At 71.2% G+C, this 21,876-nt stretch carries 17 protein-coding genes, 1 tRNA gene and 1 riboswitch; of the genes, 5 read left to right on the top strand and 13 right to left on the bottom strand.

Features of this window, described 5'->3' with window-relative positions:
* Positions 1–4: 4 nt before the first annotated feature.
* Positions 5–733 (bottom strand): formylglycine-generating enzyme family protein, encoded by a 729-nt coding sequence (locus ABD998_RS02355; protein WP_345436899.1) that lies wholly within the window; start codon positions 731–733, stop codon positions 5–7.
* 80 nt (positions 734–813) lie between these two features.
* A riboswitch (guanidine-III (ykkC-III) riboswitch) is annotated at positions 814–878 on the top strand.
* A gap of 11 nt (positions 879–889) precedes the next feature.
* On the opposite strand from ABD998_RS02355, the gene ABD998_RS02350 reads away from it, so the two are divergent.
* Positions 890–1,204: a DMT family transporter gene (locus tag ABD998_RS02350; RefSeq protein ID WP_345435540.1), complete on the top strand. Its 315-nt coding sequence runs from the start codon at positions 890–892 to the stop codon at positions 1,202–1,204.
* A 1-nt stretch (position 1,205) separates the two neighbouring features.
* Positions 1,206–1,559, top strand: a complete 354-nt coding sequence (locus tag ABD998_RS02345) for a DMT family transporter (RefSeq protein ID WP_345435538.1) — start codon at positions 1,206–1,208, stop codon at positions 1,557–1,559.
* Here the strand turns inward: ABD998_RS02345 and ABD998_RS02340 are convergent.
* Positions 1,547–2,017 (bottom strand): GNAT family N-acetyltransferase, encoded by a 471-nt coding sequence (locus ABD998_RS02340; RefSeq protein WP_345435536.1) that lies wholly within the window; start codon positions 2,015–2,017, stop codon positions 1,547–1,549. The two genes, ABD998_RS02345 and ABD998_RS02340, sit on opposite strands and share 13 nt — an antisense overlap.
* Positions 2,018–2,049: 32 nt before the next feature.
* Between ABD998_RS02340 and ABD998_RS02335 the strand changes: the two genes are divergently transcribed.
* A complete protein-coding gene (locus tag ABD998_RS02335; RefSeq protein WP_345435534.1) occupies positions 2,050–2,772 on the top strand; it encodes an SDR family NAD(P)-dependent oxidoreductase in 723 nt (240 codons plus the stop codon).
* 7 nt (positions 2,773–2,779) lie between these two features.
* Here ABD998_RS02335 and ABD998_RS02330 read toward each other — a convergent pair whose 3' ends face one another.
* The 3 genes from ABD998_RS02330 to ABD998_RS02320 are packed head-to-tail and all read right to left on the bottom strand — an operon-like array spanning position 2,780 to position 5,966.
* Positions 2,780–3,802: an LLM class flavin-dependent oxidoreductase gene (locus ABD998_RS02330; protein WP_345435532.1), complete on the bottom strand. Its 1,023-nt coding sequence runs from the start codon at positions 3,800–3,802 to the stop codon at positions 2,780–2,782.
* A gap of 49 nt (positions 3,803–3,851) precedes the next feature.
* On the bottom strand, positions 3,852–4,604 hold the full coding sequence (locus ABD998_RS02325; protein ID WP_345435530.1) for an SGNH/GDSL hydrolase family protein: 753 nt from the start codon (positions 4,602–4,604) through the stop codon (positions 3,852–3,854).
* A 9-nt stretch (positions 4,605–4,613) separates the two neighbouring features.
* On the bottom strand, positions 4,614–5,966 hold the full coding sequence (locus ABD998_RS02320; protein WP_345435528.1) for an MFS transporter: 1,353 nt from the start codon (positions 5,964–5,966) through the stop codon (positions 4,614–4,616).
* 95 nt (positions 5,967–6,061) lie between these two features.
* On the opposite strand from ABD998_RS02320, the gene ABD998_RS02315 reads away from it, so the two are divergent.
* A complete protein-coding gene (locus tag ABD998_RS02315; protein WP_345436897.1) occupies positions 6,062–7,345 on the top strand; it encodes an MFS transporter in 1,284 nt (427 codons plus the stop codon).
* Between the two features lie 9 nt (positions 7,346–7,354).
* Here the strand turns inward: ABD998_RS02315 and ABD998_RS02310 are convergent, their stop codons facing one another.
* The 3 genes from ABD998_RS02310 to polA form a co-directional block, all read right to left on the bottom strand.
* Positions 7,355–8,386, bottom strand: coding sequence for an LLM class flavin-dependent oxidoreductase (locus ABD998_RS02310; protein WP_345435526.1), 1,032 nt, complete (start codon positions 8,384–8,386; stop codon positions 7,355–7,357).
* 72 nt (positions 8,387–8,458) lie between these two features.
* The gene (locus ABD998_RS02305; protein WP_345435524.1) at positions 8,459–10,123 is read right to left on the bottom strand and encodes a DUF885 domain-containing protein; all 1,665 of its coding nucleotides are present in this window, start codon (positions 10,121–10,123) and stop codon (positions 8,459–8,461) included.
* A 28-nt stretch (positions 10,124–10,151) separates the two neighbouring features.
* Complete coding sequence (gene polA, locus ABD998_RS02300) at positions 10,152–12,779, bottom strand: DNA polymerase I (protein ID WP_345435522.1); 2,628 nt, start codon at positions 12,777–12,779, stop codon at positions 10,152–10,154.
* 46 nt (positions 12,780–12,825) lie between these two features.
* Between polA and ABD998_RS02295 the strand changes: the two genes are divergently transcribed.
* Positions 12,826–13,245 (top strand): hotdog fold thioesterase, encoded by a 420-nt coding sequence (locus tag ABD998_RS02295; RefSeq protein WP_345435520.1) that lies wholly within the window; start codon positions 12,826–12,828, stop codon positions 13,243–13,245.
* 66 nt (positions 13,246–13,311) lie between these two features.
* Here ABD998_RS02295 and ABD998_RS02290 read toward each other — a convergent pair whose 3' ends face one another.
* The 5 genes from ABD998_RS02290 to gltB all read right to left on the bottom strand — a co-directional run bounded on the left by ABD998_RS02290 (position 13,312) and on the right by gltB (position 21,793).
* Positions 13,312–13,929, bottom strand: coding sequence for an ANTAR domain-containing response regulator (locus ABD998_RS02290; RefSeq protein ID WP_345435519.1), 618 nt, complete (start codon positions 13,927–13,929; stop codon positions 13,312–13,314).
* Between the two features lie 35 nt (positions 13,930–13,964).
* A tRNA-Leu gene (locus tag ABD998_RS02285) sits at positions 13,965–14,047 on the bottom strand.
* 68 nt (positions 14,048–14,115) lie between these two features.
* On the bottom strand, positions 14,116–15,561 hold the full coding sequence (gene pyk / locus ABD998_RS02280; RefSeq protein WP_345435518.1) for a pyruvate kinase: 1,446 nt from the start codon (positions 15,559–15,561) through the stop codon (positions 14,116–14,118).
* A 207-nt stretch (positions 15,562–15,768) separates the two neighbouring features.
* The gene (locus tag ABD998_RS02275; RefSeq protein WP_345435517.1) at positions 15,769–17,226 is read right to left on the bottom strand and encodes a glutamate synthase subunit beta; all 1,458 of its coding nucleotides are present in this window, start codon (positions 17,224–17,226) and stop codon (positions 15,769–15,771) included.
* Positions 17,219–21,793, bottom strand: a complete 4,575-nt coding sequence (gene gltB / locus ABD998_RS02270; protein ID WP_345435516.1) for a glutamate synthase large subunit — start codon at positions 21,791–21,793, stop codon at positions 17,219–17,221. Before gltB ends, ABD998_RS02275 begins: the two co-directional genes overlap by 8 nt.
* Positions 21,794–21,876 lie beyond the last annotated feature (83 nt).

The raw sequence follows: 21,876 nt of genomic DNA, 5'->3' as shown, positions 1-21,876 counted from the left end.
CGCGTCAGCGGCGCGGCGTCCAGCCGAACGGGGTCGGACCGTCGTCGACGGCGCGCTCGCGATCGGCCGCGGCTGACCATCCCTGGGCCTCGTCCGGATCGTCGAAACCTCCTCGGGCCATCCGGAAGCCGACGTCCTCGTGGTGCATGCGGGGGGCTCCGCCCCGCCGGGCCGATGCCCGCACGCTCCACGCGTCATCGGCGAATCCGCCGCCGCGGAACACCCGGTACTCGCCGTACCGGGCGGGGTCGAGCAGATCCCAGCACCACTCCCACACGTTCCCGAGCGTGTCGAACAGTCCGTTGAGGTTCGGCATCCGCCCGCCGACCTCCTGCGGTGTCGACACGCCGTCGGCGGCCGTCCACGCGATGTCGCCGAGCAGGCCGTACTGCGGCCCGGTCGACCCCGCACGGCACGCGAACTCCCACTCCGCCTCCGTCGGCAGACGATAGCCGTCCGACGTCGCGTCCCAGCGCACATCCTCGCCGTCGAACGCGTAAGCGGGCGCGAGACCCTCCCACTCCGACGCCGCATTGCAGAAGCGGATGGCCCGCTGCCAGGTCACGTCCGCCACCGGTCGCCGAGGCGCTGACGCTGACACTCCCAGCAGCTCGCCCAGCTGCTCCTGCGTGACGGGATACACGCCGATCTCGAACGCCTCCAACGCGACGGTGCGCCGCACCTTCCGCCGCGCGTCGTGCAACGTCACGGAGCCGGGAGCGATCGGCGCCATCTCGAAGTCCAGGGAGCCCACTCCCCCATTCTCGCCGCGCGCGTGCACACGCTGTGCCCAGGCGGTGCGGATACCCTGGCTCCGGGGCCGACGCAGGCCCGCGGACGAGGGAGCCGTACCCGCACCACGACAAGACGGACTCAGAAGGGTCGCGTCATGGCATGGATCGTCCTCGTCCTCTCGGGGGTGCTGGAAGCCGTCTGGGCATCCGCCCTCTCCGCCTCGAAGGGCTTCCGCCGCTGGCGGCCGACGCTGCTGTTCTTCGCGGCGATGCTCGTGAGCCTCGGCGGCCTCGCCTGGGCGATGACCGAGCTGCCCACGGGCACCGCGTACGCCGTCTGGGTGGGCGTCGGCGCCACGCTCACGGTCGTCTGGGCGATCATCCGCCGCGAGGAGCGGGCCACGCTCGCGAGGGTCCTGCTCCTCCTGCTCCTGGTGGCGTCCATCGCGGGTCTCAAGGCGGTGAGCTGACATGCCCTGGATCGTCCTCATCGTGAGCGGCGTGCTGGAAGCCGTCTGGGCGACGGCGCTCGGCCGCATCGCGGACGGGCCCGTCGCCGTCACGGCCTTCGTCGTCGCCATCGCCCTCAGCATGGCCGGGCTCGGATGGGCCGTGAAGCACATCCCGATCGGCACCGCGTACGCCGTGTGGGTCGGGATCGGCGCGGCGCTCACGGTCGTCTGGGCGATGGCGACGGGCGACGAGCCCGTCTCGACGGCGAAGATCGTCTTCCTCGTGGGAATCGTGGCAGCCGTGATCGGGCTGAAGCTCCTCCCCGACGCCCCGCGGGAATCCGAGCCCGCGAGCGGCGATCAGTCGAGCTGAAGGCAGACGAGGTCGCGCCGGTCGTCCCAGGACGGCACCTCCGCGAACCCGAGCCGGCGATACAGGCGGATGGCGGGCTCCCGCCAGCGCCACACCGTCAGGCGCACGGGTCTCGCGGACGACGCGAGCACCGCGTCGAGCAGTGCGCGGCCCGCCCCCGTGCCGCGTACCGCAGGGTCGACCCACAGCCGCTTGACCTCGCGGCCATCCGTCCCGTCTACGCACACCACCACGCCGACGGGCGCGCCGTCGGTCTCGGCGAGCAGCACGGTCATCCCGGCGAACGCACACGCGGGGTCCACGACCTCGCGCGCGTACGGATCGGGCAGGGGCGCACCGGCGACAGCGAGGCCGTGCATCGCCTTCTCCGCCTCCGTCTGGCGGAGATAGGCGCCGACGAGTGCGCGCACCGCGACGAGATCGTCGGGGAAGACGGCGGCACGGACGCGGACGGACATGCTCCGACCCTACGTGCCGATAGCGTGGGCGGATGGCCAGGCCCCTCACCCTCATCACCGGCGGCACGCGCGGGATCGGCCGCGCGATCGCCCTCCGCCTCGCGGCGGACGGGCACGACCTCGTCCTCGGCTACGCGCACGACGACGAGGCGGCCGAGCGCACCAGAGAAGAGGTCGGCGCGCTCGGCGCCGGCTGCCGCATCGTGCGCGCCGACCTCTCCCACGACGACGGCGTCGACGCGCTGTTCGACGGCTCCGACGACCTGACAGCCGTCGTCAACAACGCCGGTGCGACGCTCCATATCGGGCCGCTCGCCGACACGCCCGCCGAGATCATCCGCCGGGTGGTCGACCTCAACCTCACGAGCGCGATCCTCGTCGCACGACGGGCCGTGCAGCTGCTGGGCCCGGGCGGCGTGCTCGTGAACATCTCGTCGGGCGCGGCCACGACGGGATCACCGGGCGAATACGTCCACTACGCCGCGGCGAAAGCGGGAGTCGACACTCTCACGAAGGGTCTCGCCGCCGAAGTCGCGACCCACGGCATCCGCGTGATCGGCGTCGCACCCGGCACGATCGAGACGCGGATCCACGCCGACGCGGGAGACCCCGGCCGACCCGGTCGCGTCGCCGCCGCGCATCCGATGGGCCGCGCCGGCACGCCGGATGAAGTGGCGGGGGTCGTCGCCTTCGCGCTCTCCCCCGATGCCTCCTACGCCGCCGGCACGACCATCCGCGTCACCGGCGGACGCTGACGAGCGCTCAGCGCCACCCGAGACCGGGCGCCACGTGCGTCAGGATGGCCTCGAGCACGTGGGCGTTGTACTCGACGCCCAGCTGGTTCGGCACGGTGAGCAGCAGCGTGTCCGCCTCGGTGATCGCCTCGTCGGCCGCCAGCTGCTCGATGAGCTCGTCGGGCTCCGCCGCATATGACCGGCCGAACACCGACCGCGTGCTGTCGATGTAGCCGAACTGGTCGTCGCGGTCGCCGCTCCCGAGGAAGTACCGCCGGTCGCGCTCGTCGACGATCGCGAAGATCGACCGCGACACCGACACCCGCGGCTCGAAGCCGTGATCGTGCGCGGCCCACTCCTCGCGGAACGCGCGGATCTGGGCGGCCTGCTGCACATGGAACGGCTCGCCCGACTCATCGTCCTTGAGCGTCGACGACATGAGGTTCATGCCCTTCTCCGCCGCCCAGCGCGCTGTCGCATCCGACCCGGCGCCCCACCACATCCGACGCCGCAGGCCGTCCGAGTGCGGCTCGATGCGCAGGAGCCCCGGCGGGTTCGGGAACATCGGGCGCGGGTTCGGCTGCGCGAACCCCTGCCCCTCCAGCAGCTGCAGGGCGAGCTCTGTCTTCTCTCTCGCGGCCTGGGCGCCCGACGGGTCGTCGTCCGCCGCCTGGTAGCCGAAGTACCGCCACCCGTCGACGACCTGCTCGGGTGACCCTCGAGACACGCCGAGCTGCAGGCGCCCTCCCGAGATGAGGTCGGCGGCCCCCGCGTCCTCGGCGAAGTACATCGGGTTCTCGTAGCGCATGTCGATGACGCCCGTGCCGAGCTCGATGCGGCTCGTCTTCGCGCCCGCCGCGGCGAGCAGCGGGAAGGGCGACGCGAGCTGGCGGGCGAAGTGGTGGACGCGGAAGTAGGCGCCGTCCGCGCCGAGCTCCTCCGCCGCCTGCGCCAGCTCGATGGACTGCAGGAGCACGTCGCCTGCGCTCCGCGTCGCCGAGTCGGGGTGCGGGGTCCAGTGGCCGAAGGACAGGAAGCCGATGCTCTTCACATCACCATGCAACCACGCGCGCGTCGCTTTTCATTCCCCTGAATGAGAATCAGGCGGGCGCGACCTCGACCCAGTCGGCGAACTTGGCGGCGCGGCCATCCCCCGACGACCGCCGCGTGACGCGGCGACGGATCCACGGCAGCACGTGCGCCCGGTAGTACGCCGCCCCGCCGAGATGCCGGGTCTCCTCCCCCGGCACGTCCCACCACTCCTCCGGCGCGCCGGCCCCGAGAGCATCGAGCACGCGCGCCGCGACACGGTGATGCCCTCGCGCGTTCATGTGCAGGCGGTCGTGCGACCAGAACCGCGGCTGCGAGAGCACGCGATCGGGCCAGTTCAGCGCCCGCACGACGTCAGGGCGGTGCGCGACGCGCTCCAGCACCGCGGCCGACAGCTCGTCGCCGCGACGCTGGATGAGCCGCCGCATCGGCAGCCCAGCCGACGGATTCGCCCCCGACAGCAGCACGAGGCGGACGCCCTCGGCGTCGCAGCGCTCGAGCACGCGCGAGAAGGCGTCGGCGATCGACGAGATGGCGACGCCCGGGCGGAGCATGTCGTTGCCCCCGCCGTTGAACGACAGGTGCGTCGGCCGGAGCGCGAGGGCGGCCTCGAGCTGCTCGTCGACGATGGGCCACGCGAGCCGCCCCCGGATGGCGAGGTTCGCATACGAGATCGGCTCGCCCCGCGCGTCCGCCCACCCCTGGGCCGCGAGATCCGCCCAGCCGCGCGGTGCGCCATCCGGCAGCTCGTCGCCGACCCCCTCCGTGAACGAATCCCCGATGGCGACGTACCGGATGCTCATCGCTCCAGGCTATCCCCGCGTCACCTGCGACAGCGTCGCATCGAGCGTCTCGCCCTTCTTGTCGGCGAGCGGGATGGTCCCGATCGCCGCGACCCCGAAGAAGACGGAGAACACCGTGAAGACGAGCACCGGGCCGCCCTGGGCGAGCGCCCAGGGGGTGAAGAGCGGCGCGACGATCGACGCGATGCGCCCGATCCCCGCGGCCCAGCCTGCACCCGTCGCGCGCACGCTCGTCGGGTAGAGCTCGGGCGTGACCGCGTACAGCGCACCCCACGCCCCGAGGTTGAAGAACGACAGCAGCGACCCGAACACGAGGATCTGCCACAGCTCGCCGGCGGTGCCGAAGAGGATGGCCGCCACGGCCGAGCCCGCGAGGAACGTGGCGAGCGTCGCACGCCTTCCCCACACCTCGATGAGCCATGCGGCCACGGCATAGCCGGGCAGCTGCGCGAGCGTGATCAGCAGGGTGAACTCGAAGGACCGCACGAGCTCGTATCCCTGCGAGAAGAGGATCGACGGGATCCAGATGAACGCCCCGTAGTAGGAGAAGTTCACGCAGAACCAGACGAGCTGGATGGCCGCCGTTCGCATGCGCAGGGCCGGCACCCACAGCGCCGCGATCGCGGCGGCACCCTTGGGCGACTCGCGCGCGAAATCGCTCGGCTTCGTGATCGGCGGTGCCGCCGCGATGCGCGGCGACGCCGACTCGAACGTCCGCACGATCGCCTCCGCCTCGGCGATGCGGCCGCGCGACTCGAGCCATCGCGGCGATTCCGGCAGCGCCCAGCGCACGATGATCGCGTACACGGCCGGCACGGCGCCCAGCACGAACGCCCACCGCCATCCGTCGTCTGACGCCCCCACGACGTACGTCCCGATGAGCGCAGCGAGCGTCCAGCCGACCGCCCAGAACGCCTCCAGGACGACGACCAGCCGCCCGCGGATGCGCGCCGGCGCGAACTCGCTCACGTAGGTCGACGCGACGGGGAGCTCCGATCCGAGGCCGAGTCCGACGAAGAAGCGCAGGACGAGCAGCGCCCCCACGCCGCCCACGAGCGCGCTCGCGCCCGTGGCCACCCCGTAGACGAGGAGCGTGATCGCGAAGACCTGACGGCGTCCGAGCCGGTCGGCCAGCAGGCCTCCCACGCTCGCGCCGACGGCCATCCCCACGAAGCCGATCGACGTGATGAGGCCCGCCTCGCCGGGCTGCAGCCCCCACTGCACGGTGAGCGCCGCGATGATGAAGGAGATGAGGCCGACGTCCATGGCGTCGAGCGCCCAGCCGATCCCCGACCCCGTGAGGAGGCGGACGTGGCGGCGGTTGAACGGCAGCGTGTCGAGGCGCGCGGAGGGGGCGGGCATGGCTCCAGGTTAGTGTCATCCCGACAGGAACGGGTGACGCCCGGGAGTAGCCTGGATCGGTGAGATCCCCCGCCGCGCACCCGTCCCCCGCGTGGATGTGGACGATCTGGATCGTCGCCGTCCTCGGCTACGTCCTCTCCGTCACGAACCGCACCTCGCTGTCGGCCGTCGGCGTCGACGCGGCGCAGCACTTCGGCGCAGACGCGTCCACGCTGTCGATGTTCGCCGTCCTGCAGCTCGGCGTCTACGGCCTCATGCAGATCCCCATCGGCCTCTGGCTCGACCGATACGGCGCGCGCCCGATCATGGCGATCGGGATGGCCGTCATGGCGGTAGGACAGCTCATCATGGCGGTCTCGCCCAACGTCGGCGTCGCGATCTTCGCCCGCATGCTCCTCGGCGCGGGCGACGCCGCGATCTTCCCCGGCGCCCTCCGCCTCGTCGCGACCTGGTTCCCCGCGCAGCGGAACCCCCTCATGGTGCAGCTCACCGGCATCGTCGGGCAGATGGGCCAGCTCGTGTCGATCCTGCCGCTCGCCGCCCTCCTCCACGCGACGTCGTGGTCGATCGCCTTCGGGAGCCTCGCCGGGCTGGCGCTGCTCTTCGCGGTCCTCATCGTGCTCCTCGTGCGCAACCACCCTCCCGAGCGCGCCGCCGACGTGTCCGTCGACACGCAGACCGGAGCCATCCGGGTGGTCACGAGCGCCATCGACACGCGCGTGGGCCTGCGCGCCGCCTGGGCCAACCCCGGCACCCGCCTCGCCTTCTGGTCGCACTTCACGACGCCGTTCGCGGGCACGGCGTTCGTCATGCTGTGGGGCTTCCCCTTCCTCACGGCCGGGGAGGGGCTCTCGAGCGGTCAGGCGTCGCTCGTGCAGAGCACCTTCGTGCTCATGGGCATCGTGTTCGGACCCGTCATCGGCATCCTGTCGTCGCGCAACCCCACCCGCCGCTCGCACATGCTCGTGCTCCCCGTCGTCGGCATCCAGCTCGTGGCCTGGGTCGTCGTGCTGGCGTGGCCCGGCCCCGCGCCGTTCTGGCTCCTGCTCCTCCTCGCCGTCGCGCTCGCGACGGGCGGCCCCGCGTCGATGATCGCCTTCGACCACGCGCGCACCCACAACCCCTCCCATCAGCTCAGCACGGCGACCGGCATCACGAACGTCGGAGGGTTCCTCGCCGGCCTCCTCGCGATCCTCTTCATCGGCGTGGCCCTCGACGTGCAGGGCGCGAGCGAGCCGGCCGACTATACGCTCGAGGCCTTCCGGCTCGCCTTCCTGACGCAGATCCCCATCTGGCTGGTCGGGGCGGCGTTCATCCTGCGCGAGCGCAAGCGCACGCGCATCCGGATGGGCCTCGACCGGCCGCGCGGGGAGCGCTGAGGCGGACCGTCAGTTCGCGAGCATGTCGCGCACGAGCGGCGCGACGCGCGTGCCGTAGAGCTCGATGCTGTGCATCATCCGCTCGTGCGACAGCGCGCCGTTGGAGAACTTGAGGTCGAACCGGCTCAGTCCGAGCGCGCGGACGGTGTCGGCGATCTTGCGCGCAACGCGCTCCGGCGAGCCCGCGTAGACCGCGCCCGCGGGGCCCACGTCGTTCTGGAACGTGAGCCGGTTATAGGTCCCGCCCCACCCTCGTTCGCGCCCGATCCGGTCGCGCGACGCGGCGAACGAGGGGTACAGCTCGTCCCACGCCTGCTCGTCGGTGTCGGCGATGTGCCCCGGCGAGTGCACGGCGATCGGCAGCTCCGCCCGCTCGAACGAGGCCAGCGAACGGCGGTAGAGGTCGGCGAACGGCGCGAACCGGCCGGCGGGGCCGCCGATGATCGCGAGCATGAGCCGCGCGCCCTGGCGGGCCGCGCGCACGACCGACTCGGGTGAGCCGCCGACGCCGACCCAGAGCGGCATGCCGCCCTCCGTGCGGGGGAAGACCGAGACGTCGTCGAGGGCCGCCCGCATCGTGCCGCTCCAGGTGACGGGCTCCTCGCGCAGAAGCCGTGCGAGGAGATCGAGCTTCTCCTCGAACAGGGCCTCGTAGTCGCGCAGGTCGTAGCCGAACAGCGGGAACGACTCCGTGAACGAGCCCCGGCCCGCGACCACCTCGGCCCGCCCGCTCGAGAGCGCGTCGACCGTGGCGAAGCGCTCGTACACGCGCACGGGGTCGTCGCTCGACAGCACGGTCACCGCCGACCCGAGCCGGATGCGCTCCGTGGTCGCCGCGATCGCGGCGAGCACCGTCTCGGGGCTCGATACGGCGAAGTCCGGACGATGGTGCTCCCCGACGCCGAAGAAGTCGACGCCCACCTCGTCGGCGAGACGCGCCTGCGCGACGACGTTGCGGATGCTCTGCGCCTGCGTCAGAGGCGCGCCGTCGGCGCCCTCCGTCACATCGCCGAAGGTGTCGAGCCCGAGTTCGATGTCCATGCGGATCCTCTCTATTCACCTGCATGAACCACGCCGCGAAGCGGGACATTCCCGCCGCGCCGCCACGGGCGGTCAGGCGAGGAGCGCCTCCTTGAGCGTGTCGAGGCCGACGCCGCCGATGTCGAGAGCCCGCCGATGGAAGTCCTTCATCGAGAACCCGTCGCCGACGCGGGCGGCGTAGGCGTCGCGCAGCTGCTCCCAGATGCGCTGGCCAACCTTGTAGGCGGGCGCCTGACCCGGCCAGCCGAGATAGCGGTTCACCTCGAAGCGCACGAACTCGTCGGACATGTTCACGTTGCTCCGCATGAATGCGAGCGCGTACTCGGCATCCCAGACGCCGTCGCCCTCGAGACGCGGCTTGCCGAGGTGCACGCCGATGTCGAGCACGACGCGCGCCGCGCGCATGCGCTGCCCGTCGAGCATGCCCAGGCGGTCCGCGGGATCGTCGAGGTAGCCCAGCTGCTCCATGAGCCGCTCGGCGTAGAGCGCCCACCCTTCCGCATGGCCCGAGGTGCCCGCGAGGAGCCGCCGCCAGCTGTTCAGCTCGGCGCGGTTGTAGACGGCCTGGCCGATCTGCAGGTGATGGCCGGGGACTCCCTCGTGGTAGACCGTGGTCAGCTCCCGCCACGTGTCGAATTCCGTCACGCCCTCCGGAACCGACCACCACATGCGGCCGGGACGCGAGAAGTCGTCGGTCGGGCCCGTGTAGTAGATCCCGCCCTCCTGCGTCGGGGCGATCATGCACTCCAGGCGGCGCACGGGCTCGGGGATGTCGAAGTGCGTCCGCGCGAGCTCGGCGACCGCGCGATCGCTCGTCGCCTGCATCCACTCCCGGAGCGCCTCGGTGCCGACGAGCTTGCGCGCGGGGTCGGCCTCGAGGTGCGCGACGGCCTCGTCGACGCTCGCGCCCGGCAGGATCTCGCGGGCGATCGCCTCCTGCTCCGCGACCATCCGGCCGAGCTCCTCGATGCCCCAGGCATAGGTCTCGTCGAGGTCGATCTCGGCGCCCAGGAACCGCCGGGAGTGCAGCGCGTAGAGCTCCCGGCCCACGGCGTCGTCGTGCGGCGCCGCAGGAGCGAGCTCGTCGCCGAGGAACGCCGTCAGCCGGTCGTAGGCGACACGGGCCGCGGCGGCGCCGCGTTCCACGTCGGCCGCCGCCGCGGCGCCCGCGGCAGCGGCCGCCCGGCTCGCGAGGCCCGCGAAGAAGCCGTCGTCCGCCGTATAGCGCGGGATCTGCGCCGCGACCTCCCGCACCTGCCGCACCGCGGGCACGACGCCGCGCGCGACGCCCTCGCGGAGCGTCGCGATGTACCCGTCCACGGCAGCGGGCACGGCGGCGAGGCGCCGGCCGACGACGGACCAGTCGTCGTCGGACTCCGTCGACATGAGGTCGTACACCTGGCGGATGTCCTGCGGCGCGCTCGCGATCACGTTGAGGTCTCGCAGATTCCAGCGCGCCTCGTGCAGCTCCAGCGACAGACGCAGCTCGCCCGCGAGGTCCAGCTGCGTGACCCGGTCGACCTCGTCGACGGGGATCGCCGCCTCGATCTCCGCGAGCGTCCGCCGCGCCTCCTCGGCATGGCGCTCCGCGCCCTCCGGGCCGAAGTCGTCGTAGCGGTCGGCGCCCTCGGAGCGGCCGATGTACGTCGCGAGCGTCGGCGAGAGCTCCACGAGCGTGTCGACCCAGCGCTCGGCGATGCCGTCGATCTGAGTGGGTGTGCGCGCGTCCTCGGTCATCGTCATCCTCTCGTCCGTGCAGGGTCCGTCAGTGCGCGGCCTGGTTCCAGTCGGCTCCCCGGCCGATCTGGACGTCGAGCGGCACGGTGAGCTCGGCGGCGCCGGCCATGCGCTGGCGCACGATGCGCTCCACGTCGTCCCACTCCCCCGGCGCGACCTCCACGACGATCTCATCGTGGATCTGCAGGAGCAGCCGCGAGCGCATCCCGAGCAGGTCCTGATGCACGCGGAACAGCGCGATCTTCATGATGTCGGCCGCCGAGCCCTGGATCGGCGCGTTGAGCGCTGCCCGCTCGGCGTTCTCTCTGAGCACGCGGTTCGGGCTCGTGAGGTCGGGGAACGGACGGCGGCGGCCGAAGATCGTCTCCGTGTACCCCTCCACGCGGGCGGTCTCCACGGATGAGCGCAGGTAGTCGCGCACGGCGCCGAAGCGCGCGAAGTACTCGAGCATGAGCGTCTTCGCCTCCGACTGCTCGATGCGGAGCTGCTTGGAGAGCCCGAACGCCGACAGGCCGTAGACGAGTCCGTACGACATCGCCTTCACCTTGGTGCGCATCTCGGCCGTCACATCCGACGGATCGACGCCGAACACGCGCGCACCGACGAACCGGTGGAGGTCCTCCCCCGCGTTGAACGCCTCGATGAGGCCGGGATCGCCTGAGAGATGCGCCATGATGCGCATCTCGATCTGGGAGTAGTCGGCGGTGAGCAGCGTCTCGTACCCCTCGCCGACGATGAACGCCGACCGGATGCGCCGCGACTCCTCGGTGCGGACCGGGATGTTCTGCAGGTTGGGGTCGGTGCTGGAGAGCCGGCCGGTCTGCGACCCCGTCTGCACGTAGGTCGTGTGCACACGGCGGTCGGCGCCGATCGCGAGGTCGAGCCCGTCGATGATCTGCTTCAGCTTCGTCGCCTCGCGGTGCGCCAGGAGCAGCCCGAGGAAGGGATGGTCGGCCTTCTCCTGCAGCTCGGCGAGGGCGCCCGCGTCGGTCGTGTAGCCCGTCTTCGTCTTGCGAGTCTTCGGCAGGTCGAGCTCGACGAACAGCACCTCCTGCAGCTGCTTCGGCGAACCGAGGTTCACCTCGTGGCCGATCGTCGCATACGCCTGCTCGGCGAGCTGCGCGGCCCGCGCGCCGAGCTCGGCGGAGAAGCCCGAGAGGCTCTCGTGGGACACCGCGACGCCCGCGAGCTCCATGTCGGCGAGCGCCAGCAGCGTCGGCAGCTCGATGTCGACGAGCACCGAGAGCACGCTCTCGGGGAGCGCCTCGCGCAGGGCGCGCGCTGCACGCGCCGTGAACCATGCGCGCTGGCCGGGCGTCGCGCCCTCGTTCTCGGGCACGAGCTGCGACGGGTCCGCCTCCGGGAGCTTCTCATGCAGGTACGTGTCGACGAGGTCGGCGAGCGTCTTGTCCGGGAAGCTCGGACGCAGGAGCCATCCCGCCAGGACCACGTCGAACGCGACGCCCCCCAGGTCGAGTCCCGCGCGGCGCAGTGCCTTCACCTGCGGCTTCGCATCGGCGAACGCCTTCGGGGCGTCGGATGCCAGCCACGCGCGGACTGACTCCGCGACATCGTCCGACCAGTCGGCCTCGGCGATCGCGTCGGCCCGGGCGAAGCCCACCCGGATCGGCAGACCGCCCTCGACGACGACGGTGACGCCCGTCTCCGCGTCGCCGCCGCCGAGCCACCCGACGAGCTCCTCCGCCGAGGTCTCGACGGGGGCGGGCGCCTGCGCGGACGGCTCATCGGCCTCCGGCTCGCCCGCGTCGCCCGTGATCTGGAGCACGCGCGACAGGAGCGCGCGGAACTCGAGACGCGCGAAGACGTCGCGCAGCGCCTGGCCGTCGACGCCGGCGCGCTCCAGCTCGTCGAGCTCGACGGGGAGCTCGACATCGCGCAGCAGGCGGTTGAGACGGCGGTTGCGGCGCACGTCGTCGAGGTGGTCGCGCAGGTTGCCGCCGACGACGCCCTTGATGGTGTCGGCTCCCTCCAGGAGCGCATCGAGAGAGCCGAACTGGGTGAGCCACTTCACGGCCGTCTTCTCGCCCACCTTCGGCACGCCGGGCAGGTTGTCGCTCGTCTCGCCCACGAGCGCCGCGATGTCCGGGTACATCTCGGGCGGGAGCCCGTACTTCTCGACCACCGCGGCGGGATCGTACCGCTTGAGCTTCGACACCCCCTGCACCGAGGGATACAGCAGCGTGATGTCGTCGTCCACGAGCTGGATCGTGTCGCGGTCGCCCGAGCAGACGAGCACGTTCCACCCCTCGCCCGCCGCACGCGTCGCGAGCGTCGCGAGGATGTCGTCGGCCTCGTAGCCGGGCTTCTCCAGCACCGTCACGTTCATGGCGCGCAGGCACTCCTGCAGGAGCGGGATCTGCCCCTTGAACTCCGCCGGCGTCTCGGCCCTGGTCCCCTTGTACTCCGCGTACTCGCGCGTGCGGAACGACTCCCGCGACACGTCGAAGGCGACCGCCACGTGGGTCGGGCTCTCGTCGCGCAGCAGGTTGATGAACATCGACAGGAATCCGTGGATGGCGTTCGTGTGCTGGCCGTCCTGCGTCGAGAAGTTCTCGACCGGCAGGGCGAAGAAGGCCCGGAACGCCAGCGAGTGGCCGTCGACGACGAGAAGGGTAGGCTTCGTGGAGTCCGTCACCCGTCCAGCGTAACGAGGGCGGCGGACATCCGACGACGGGAGTGCGATGACGGATCGGATCGACGGGATGGCGTGGGCGCGGGAGCGCGGGATGGGCGCCCTCGCGGAGCGCATGGGCATCGAGTTCGTGGAGTTCTCCGTCGAGCGTTCGGTCGCGACGATGCCCGTCGAGGGCAACACCCAGCCGGTCGGCCTGCTGCACGGCGGGGCCTACGTCGTCCTCGGGGAGTCGCTCGGCTCGATGGCCGCCAACCTGTGGGCGGGGCCCGGCCGCCTCGCGGTCGGCGTCGACATCAACGCCACCCACACGGCGTCGGCGACGCACGGCGTCGTGACCGGCGTGTGCACGCCCATCCACCTCGGCCGCACCCTCACGGTGCACGAGATCGTCGTGACGAACGAGGACGGTCGGCGCTGCTCGACCGTGCGCATCACGAACGTCATCAAGGACGCGCCGCCCGCGTGAGCGCGATGCATGACGAAAGGGCCGGATCTCCGAGGAGATCCGGCCCTTTCGGGATGCGTGCGGGGCTCAGCCCTTCTTGGGCGCGAGCTGCTCGATGATGGCCTTCGCGACGTCCTGCATCGTGAGGCGGCGATCCATCGACGCCTTCTGGATCCAGCGGAACGCCTCCGGCTCGGACAGGCCCATCTTCTCGTTGAGGAGGCCCTTCGCGCGGTCCACGAGCTTGCGGGTCTCGAAGCGCTCGACCATGTCGGTCACCTCGGCCTCGAGCGTGATGATCTGGTCGTGGCGGGCCAGTGCGATCTCGATCGCGGGCAGCAGGTCGTTCGGGGTGAACGGCTTCACGACGTAGGCCAGCGCACCGGCCTCGCTGGCGCGCTCCACGAGCTCCTTCTGGCTGAACGCCGTGAGCAGGACGACGGGCGCGATGTGGTTCTTGCTGAGCTTCTCGGCGGCGCTGATGCCGTCGAGCTGCGGCATCTTCACGTCCATGATGACGAGGTCGGGGCGCAGCTCGGTCGCGAGCGCCACGGCCGTCTCGCCGTCGCCCGCCTCGCCGACGACGTCGTAGCCGTTGTCGCGCAGGATCTCGACGATGTCGAGGCGGATGAGGGATTCGTCTTCGGCGACCACCACACGACGGGGCGCCGTCGCGGTGCTCTTCTCGGTCTGCTCTTCGGTCACCGTTCCATCCTAGAGGTAGGTCAGCTGGGAGTTCGTGCCGGTGGTGGGGGTCGAACCCACACGCCCTTTCGGGCAGAGCATTTTGAGTGCCCCGCGTCTGCCATTCCGCCACACCGGCATGCGCACTCGACGATACAGCGAGCGGGGCCCGGTGCTGAACCGGGCCCCGCTCCTGGCGCGTCGCGCCTACTGCTTCTTGTACACGGGGGCGGCGCCGTGCACGGCGTCGCCCACGCGGTGCACGCGCAGGTCGTTCGTCGAGCCCGAGATCCCGGGAGGGGATCCGGAGATGACGATCACCTTGTCGCCGACCTTCGCGAGGTCGTTCGACAGCAGGTGGTCGTCGACCTGCAGGAACATCCGGTCGGTGTGCTCGACCTGCTCGACGAGGGCCGAGCGGATGCCCCAGGTGAGGGCCATCCGGCGGCGGATCGCCTCGTCCTGCGTGAACGCGATCATGGGGCGCGGCGACCGCAGTCGCGACATGCGGCGCGCCGAGTCGCCCGACTGCGTGAACACGCAGAGGAACTTCGCGTCCACGAAGTCGGCGACCTCGATCGCGGCGAGCGTGATGGCGCCGCCCTGCGTGCGCGGCTTGTTGGTGAGCGGCGCGATGCGCTCCAGGCCGTGCTCCTCGGTCGACTCGACGATGCGCGCCATGGTCTGCACCGTGATCGCGGGGTAGTCGCCCACGCTCGTCTCGCCGGAGAGCATCACGGCGTCGGCTCCGTCGAGGACGGCGTTGGCGACGTCGCTCGTCTCCGCGCGCGTCGGCACGGGGCTCGAGATCATCGACTCGAGCATCTGCGTGGCGACGATGACGGGCTTCGCCATCCGGCGCGACAGCTCGACCGCGCGCTTCTGGACGATCGGCACGGCCTCGAGGGGGAGCTCCACGCCGAGGTCGCCGCGCGCGACCATGATGCCGTCGAACGCGTCGATGATCTCCTCGAGGTTGTCGACCGCCTGCGGCTTCTCGACCTTCGCGATGATCGGGACGCGACGTCCCTCCTCCGCCATGATGACGTGGGCGCGCTGCACGTCCTTGGCGCTGCGCACGAACGACAGCGCGATGATGTCGGCACCGTTGCGCAGGCCGTAGCGGAGGTCCGCCTCGTCCTTCTCGCTCAGGGCGGGCACGTTGACCGCGACGCCCGGCAGGTTGATGCCCTTGTTGTTGGACACGGCGCCCGCGACGACGACCTCGGTCGTGACGACGGTGCCGTCGGTCTCGACGACCTTGACCCGCACCTTGCCGTCGTCGATGAGGAGGAAGTCGCCCGGCTTGACGTCCTGCGGCAGGCCCTTGAAGGTCGTGCCGACGATCTCCTTCGTGCCGAGGATGTCCTCGGTGGTGATCTTGAAGATGTCGCCCTCGGCGAGCTCGTGGGGTCCGTCGGCGAACTTGCCGAGGCGGATCTTCGGACCCTGCAGGTCGACGAGGATCGCCACGGGCTTGCCGATCTCCTCGGCCGCGGCCCGCACGTTCGCGAAGTTGTTGTCGTGCACGGAGTAGTCACCGTGGCTGAGGTTGAAGCGCGCCACATCCAGGCCGGCCTCGATGAGGGACTTCACAGTCTCCTTGGTCGAGGTCGCCGGGCCCAGCGTGGCGACGATCTTGGCTCGTCTCAAAAGCTTGCCTTCCGCACTGCTTGCTTCTTCTGTTGTGGACGCATCCGCGTCCGTCGGGTCGGCTGCGCGCTCCGCACGAACGCGCGCCGCGGATGTTCCGGATGCACGTCCCACCCTACGCGCACCGGGGCATCCGCTTCATGTCCACACGGTGACGGCCGGGTGCCCCCGCAGGGAGCTCCCGGCCGTCGCCGCATGTGCACGGGGTCAGAGGCCGATGGCCACGTCGGTCGGCTTCACGGGAGCCGGCAGCTGCGTGTCGCCCATGAGGTACGCGTCCACCTCCGCGGCGACCGAGCGGCCCTCCGCGATGGCCCACACGATGAGGGACTGGCCGCGTCCCGCGTCGCCCGCCACGAACACGCCGGGCGTCGAGGTCTGGAACGCGCCGTCCCGGTCGACGTTGCCGCGCGCCGTGAAGCGCGTCTCGAGCTGGCCCTCGAGCTGCTCGCGCTCGGGGCCCGTGAAGCCCATCGCCACGAGCACGAGATCCGCGGGGATCTCGCGCTCGGTGCCCGCCTTCGGCACGCGGCGGCCGTCGACGAACTCGGTCTCGGCCACGACGAGGGCGCGGACCTCGCCCGCGTCGTTGCCGACGAACTCCACCGTCGAGGCGAGGAACTGGCGCTCTCCGCCCTCCTCGTGGGCAGAGGAGACCTCGAACACCTGCGGCATCATGGGCCACGGCTGGTGGTCGGGGCGCTCGTCGGACGGCCGCTTGCCGATCGCGAGGTTCGTCACGCTGAGGGCGCCCTGGCGGTGCGCCGTGCCGATGCAGTCGGCTCCCGTGTCGCCGCCGCCGATGACGACGACGTGCTTGCCCTCGGCCGTGATCTGGTTGGCGACCTTGTCGCCCGCGACGGCCTTGTTCGACTCGACGAGGTACTCCATGGCGTAGTGCACGCCGTCGAGCTCCCGACCGGGGATGGGCAGATCGCGCGGCACCGTCGCACCCGTCGCGACCACGACGGCGTCGTAGCGCGCACGGAGCTCGTCCCACGTGATGTCGACGCCGATCTCGACGCCCGCGCGGAACCGGGTGCCCTCGTCCTGCATCTGGCGCAGGCGCGCCTCGATGTGGGTCTTCTCCATCTTGAAGTCGGGGATGCCGTAGCGCAGCAGGCCGCCGATGCGGTCGTCGCGCTCGTAGACGGCGACCGTGTGGCCGGCGCGCGTGAGCTGCTGAGCCGCGGCGAGCCCGGCGGGGCCCGATCCGACGACCGCGACCGTCTTGCCGGTGAGGCGGGCCGGGGGCTTCGCCTCGACCCATCCGCTCGCGAACGCCTGGTCGATCGTGGAGACCTCGATCTGCTTGATCGTGACGGCGGGCTGGTTGATGCCGAGCACGCACGACGACTCGCACGGCGCGGGACAGAGCCGGCCCGTGAACTCCGGGAAGTTGTTCGTCGCGTGGAGGCGCTCGATGGCGGCGCGGCCCTCGCCGCGCCACGTCAGGTCGTTCCACTCCGGGATGAGGTTGCCCAGCGGGCAGCCCTGATGGCAGAACGGCACGCCGCAGTCCATGCAGCGCCCGGCCTGGCGGCGGAGCACGGCCTGGTCGCCCGGCTCGTACACCTCCTTCCAGTCCAGGATGCGCACGGGCACGGGACGGCGCGCGGGGAGCTCGCGCTCCGTGGTCTTCAGAAAGCCCTTCGGGTCAGCCACCCGTCACCTCCATGATGCGGTTCCAGACGACGTCGCCATCGGGGTCGAGCCCCTCCGCGACGGCGGCCTGCCGGGTCTCCAGCACGGCGGCGTAGTCGCGCGGGAGCACCCGCACGAAGTTCTGCGCCTCTTCTTCGAAGTCGTCGAGCAGGCGCTTGGCCAGCTCGGAGTCGGTCTCGGCGACGTGCTGCTCGAGCAGGTCGCGGAGGATCTCGACGTCGCCGGAGCCGAGCGGGCCCAGCGTGAGCTCGCCCGAGGCGAGCGATTCGCGGTTGACGAGCTTCTCGTCGAGCTTGTGCACGTAGGCCGTGCCGCCCGACATGCCGGCGCCGAGGTTGCGGCCGGTGCGGCCGAGGATGACCGCGAGCCCGCCCGTCATGTACTCGAGCGCGTGGTCGCCCACGCCCTCGACGACGGCGGTCGCCCCGGAGTTGCGGACGAAGAACCGCTCGCCGACCATGCCGCGCAGGAACAGCGTGCCCTGCGTGGCGCCGTAGCCGATGACGTTGCCGGCGATGACGTTCTCGGCGGCGTCGAAGGTCGCCCCGGCCGCGGGCCGGACGACGATCTGACCGCCGGAGAGCCCCTTGCCGACGTAGTCGTTGGAGTCGCCCTCGAGGCGCAGCGTGATGCCGTTCGGGAGGAACGCGCCGAACGACTGGCCGGCCGAGCCGTGCAGCGTCACGGTGATGGATCCCGCCGGGAGGCCGTTCTCGCCCTGCGCCTTCGTCACGCGATGGCCGAGCATCGTGCCCACAGCACGCGCGGTGTTGCGCACGGGCAGGTCGATCTCGATGCGGCCGCCGTTCTCGATGACGTCGGCTGCGCGCTCGATGAGCTGCACGTCGAAGTGCTCCTCGAGCTCGTGATCCTGGTCGCGGGCGTGACGACGGGGCTCGTCGTCCGAGAACGCGGGGCCCTCGAGAACGGGCGAGAGGTCGAGGCCGTCGGCCTTCCAGTGGTCGACGGCGCGGTCGATGTCGAGCACCTCGACGTGGCCCACGGCCTCCTCGATGGAGCGGAAGCCGAGCTCGGCGAGGTACTCGCGCACCTCCTGCGCCACGAACTCCATGAAGTTCACGACGTGCTCGGCCTTGCCGGTGAAGCGGCTGCGCAGAACCGGGTTCTGCGTCGCGACCCCCACGGGGCAGGTGTCGAGGTGGCACACGCGCATCATGATGCATCCGCTCACGACGAGCGGAGCCGTGGCGAAGCCGAACTCCTCCGCACCGAGCAGAGCGCCGATCACGACGTCGCGCCCCGTCTTCATCTGCCCGTCGACCTGCACGACGACGCGATCGCGCATGCCGTTCAGCATGAGCGTCTGCTGGGTCTCGGCGAGGCCGAGCTCCCACGGCGTCCCCGCGTGCTTGAGCGAGTTGAGCGGGCTCGCGCCCGTTCCGCCGTCGTGCCCGGAGACGAGGATGACGTCGCTGAGCGCCTTCGCGACACCCGCGGCGACCGCGCCGATGCCCGACTGGCTGACGAGCTTCGTGTGGATCCGCGCGGCGGGGTTCGACCGCTTCAGGTCGAAGATGAGCTGCTTGAGGTCCTCGATCGAGTAGATGTCGTGGTGCGGCGGGGGCGAGATCAGGCCGACGCCCGCCGTCGCGTGGCGCGTGCGCGCGACCCACGGGTACACCTTGCCCGGGGGCAGCTGACCGCCCTCACCGGGCTTGGCGCCCTGGGCGAGCTTGATCTGGATGTCGTCGGCGTGGGTGAGGTACATGCTCGTCACGCCGAACCGCCCGGAGGCGACCTGCTTGATCGAGCTGCGGCGCTCCGGGTCGAGCAGCCGGTCGACGTCCTCGCCGCCCTCGCCCGTGTTCGACTTGCCGCCGATGCGGTTCATGGCGATCGCGAGGGTCTCGTGCGCCTCGCGCGAGATCGACCCGTAGCTCATGGCGCCCGTGGAGAACCGCTTGACGATCTCTGAGATCGGCTCGACCTCGTCGATCGGCACGGCCGGTCGGGCGCCCTTCTTGAACGCGAACAGGCCGCGGAGCGTCTTCAGCTCCTCCGCCTGGCGGTCGACGAGCTGCGTGTACTCGCGGAAGATCTCGTAGCTGCCGGTGCGCGTGGAGTGCTGCAGCTTGAAGACGGTCTCCGGGCTGAAGAGATGGGGCGAGCCGTCGCGGCGCCACTGGTACTCGCCGCCCGTCCAGAGGCGCTCGTGAGCGCGCACGGCGCCGTCCTCGGGATACGCGAACGCGTGCCGAGCGGCGTTCTCGCGCGCGACCTCCTCCAGGCCGATGCCCTCGATCTTCGACTCGGTGCCCGTGAAGTACCGCTCGACGAACGCCGACGAGAGGCCGACGGCCTCGAACACCTGCGCGCCCGTGTACGACGACACGGTCGAGATGCCCATCTTCGACATGATCTTCAGCACGCCCTTGCCGAGCGCGTAGATGAGGTTCCGGACGGCCTTCTCGGGGGTCACGCCGCTGATCGCGCCGGAGCGGACGAGGTACTCGACCGTCTCCATCGCGAGGTAGGGGTTGACGGCGGTCGCACCGTAGCCGAGCAGCGTCGCGACGTGGTGCACCTCGCGGACGTCGCCGGCCTCGACGACGAGCCCCACCTTCATGCGGGTCTCGCGGCGGATGAGGTGGTGGTGCACGGCCGAGACGGCGAGCAGCGACGGGATGGGCGCGAGGTCCTGGTTCGAGTCGCGGTCGCTGATGACGAGGAACTCCGCACCGTCCTCGACGGCGCGGTCGGCCTCGGCGCACAGCTGCTCGAGGCGCTTCTGCAGTCCCTTGGCGCCCGCGGAGACGCGGTACAGCGATCGCAGCGTCACGGACGTGCGGCCGGGCAGGGCGCTGTCGACGTGCTGGATCTTCGCCAGCTCGTCGTTGTCGATCACGGGGAAGTCGAGGATGACGCTCCTGGCGTGCTCGGGGCCCCATGACAGCAGGTTCGGCTCCGGCCCGAGACCGAGCTTGAGGCTCGTGACGACCTCTTCGCGGATGGAGTCGAGCGGCGGGTTCGTCACCTGCGCGAACTGCTGCGTGAAGTAGTCGAACAGCAGGCGCGGGCGCTCGCTGAGCACGGCGATGGGGGTGTCGGATCCCATCGCTCCGAGCGGCTCGACGCCGTTCTGGCCCATCGGGCGCAGCAGGATCTTCACCTCCTCCTCGGTGTAGCCGAAGGTGCGCTGGCGACGCGTGATCGACGCGATCGGGTGCACGAGGTGCTCGCGCTCCGGAAGGTCAGCGAGGCGCACCGTGCCCTTGTCGAGCCACTCCTGCCACGGCTCGAGGGCCGCGACGCGCGACTTCACCTCGTCGTCGGCGATGATGCGGCCCTCCGCCGTGTCGACGACGAACATCGTGCCAGGACGCAGCCGGCCTCGGCGCTCGATGCGCTCGGGAGCGAAGTCGAGCACGCCGGTCTCGGAGCCGATGACGACGAGCCCGTCCTTCGTCACGGTCCAGCGTCCGGGACGCAGGCCGTTGCGGTCGAGCGTGGCGCACACGAGGGTCCCGTCGGTGCCGATGAGGGCGGCGGGGCCGTCCCACGGCTCCATCTGGCCCGCGTGGTACTCGTAGAACGCGCGCAGGTCGGGATCGACGTAGGCCTTCTTCTCGTACGCCTCCGGCACCATCATGAGCATCGCGTGCGGGAGGCTGCGGCCCGTCAGGGTGAGGAGCTCGAGCACCTCGTCGAACGACGCCGAGTCGCTCTCGGAGTCGCTGCAGATGGGCAGCAGCGGGCGGATGTCGCCGAGCAGCTCGCTCTCGAGCTGCGACTGCCGCGCCCGCATCCAGTTGCGGTTGCCGCCCACCGTGTTGATCTCGCCGTTGTGGGCGATCATCCGGAGCGGCTGCGCGAGGGGCCACGACGGGAACGTGTTGGTGGAGTAGCGGGAGTGCACGACCGCGAGCTCGGTCGCGAACCGCTCGTCCTGCAGATCGAGGTAGAACGGCTCGAGCTGGAGCGTCGTGACCATGCCCTTGTAGCCGAGCGTGCGGCTCGAGAGCGACACGAAGTACGCATCGAGCTCGTGCTGGGCGCGCTTGCGCAGCCGGTACGCCCGGCGGTCGAGCTCGATGCCGGAGAGCGCGGGCTGGTTGGCGGCCTGGGCGCTCGCGAGGAAGACCTGCTCGATCGCCGGCATGGCCTCGCCCGCGAGACGGCCGAGGTGCGCGGGGTCGACGGGGACCTCGCGCCATCCGAGCACCGCGAGTCCCTCCGCGGCGGCGATGGCCGCGATGCCCTGCTTCTGCGCGTCGCGCTCGTCCGCGTCGAGCGGGAGGAACGACAGACCGGCGGCGTACTCGCCGACGACCGGGAGCTCGAAGCCCGCCACGGCGCGCAGGAACGCGTCGGGCATCTGCGTGAGGATGCCCGCGCCGTCTCCCGTGCCCGCGTCGGAGCCGATGGCGCCGCGGTGCTCGAGGTTGCGGAGCGCCTCGAGCGCGAGGTCGACGATGTCGTGCCCCGCCTCGCCGCGCAGCGTCGCGACCATCGCGAGACCGCAGGCGTCCTTCTCGAACGCGGGGTTGTACATGCCCTGCCGGGGCGGGAGCGCTCCGGGTGCGCCGTAACGGGGGCTCGATGCCATGCCTACCGTCCTCAAGGTGGTGACTGAAAGAGGGACGACGTCGGCCCTTGCGTGCTGGTTCGCCGGCTCGCGAGGGACCGCGC

It is taken from the genome of Microbacterium gilvum, from assembly GCF_039543865.1.
Classification (GTDB): Bacteria; Actinomycetota; Actinomycetes; order Actinomycetales; family Microbacteriaceae; genus Microbacterium; species Microbacterium gilvum.
This window is presented reverse-complemented; position numbering and strand designations above follow the sequence as displayed.

Bases quoted from the DNA above. Each gene is read 5' to 3' on its own strand.
- ABD998_RS02320 (WP_345435528.1), bottom strand. From the start codon at position 5,966: ATGCCCGCCCCCTCCGCGCGCCTCGACACGCTGCCGTTCAACCGCCGC.
- gltB (WP_345435516.1), bottom strand. From the start codon at position 21,793: ATGGCATCGAGCCCCCGTTACGGCGCACCCGGAGCGCTCCCGCCCCGG.
- ABD998_RS02325 (WP_345435530.1), bottom strand. From the start codon at position 4,604: ATGAGCATCCGGTACGTCGCCATCGGGGATTCGTTCACGGAGGGGGTC.
- ABD998_RS02340 (WP_345435536.1), bottom strand. From the start codon at position 2,017: ATGTCCGTCCGCGTCCGTGCCGCCGTCTTCCCCGACGATCTCGTCGCG.
- ABD998_RS02305 (WP_345435524.1), bottom strand. From the start codon at position 10,123: ATGACCGAGGACGCGCGCACACCCACTCAGATCGACGGCATCGCCGAG.
- ABD998_RS02355 (WP_345436899.1), bottom strand. From the start codon at position 733: ATGGCGCCGATCGCTCCCGGCTCCGTGACGTTGCACGACGCGCGGCGG.
- ABD998_RS02335 (WP_345435534.1), top strand. From the start codon at position 2,050: ATGGCCAGGCCCCTCACCCTCATCACCGGCGGCACGCGCGGGATCGGC.
- ABD998_RS02310 (WP_345435526.1), bottom strand. From the start codon at position 8,386: ATGGACATCGAACTCGGGCTCGACACCTTCGGCGATGTGACGGAGGGC.
- ABD998_RS02295 (WP_345435520.1), top strand. From the start codon at position 12,826: ATGACGGATCGGATCGACGGGATGGCGTGGGCGCGGGAGCGCGGGATG.
- ABD998_RS02315 (WP_345436897.1), top strand. From the start codon at position 6,062: ATGTGGACGATCTGGATCGTCGCCGTCCTCGGCTACGTCCTCTCCGTC.
- ABD998_RS02345 (WP_345435538.1), top strand. From the start codon at position 1,206: ATGCCCTGGATCGTCCTCATCGTGAGCGGCGTGCTGGAAGCCGTCTGG.
- ABD998_RS02350 (WP_345435540.1), top strand. From the start codon at position 890: ATGGCATGGATCGTCCTCGTCCTCTCGGGGGTGCTGGAAGCCGTCTGG.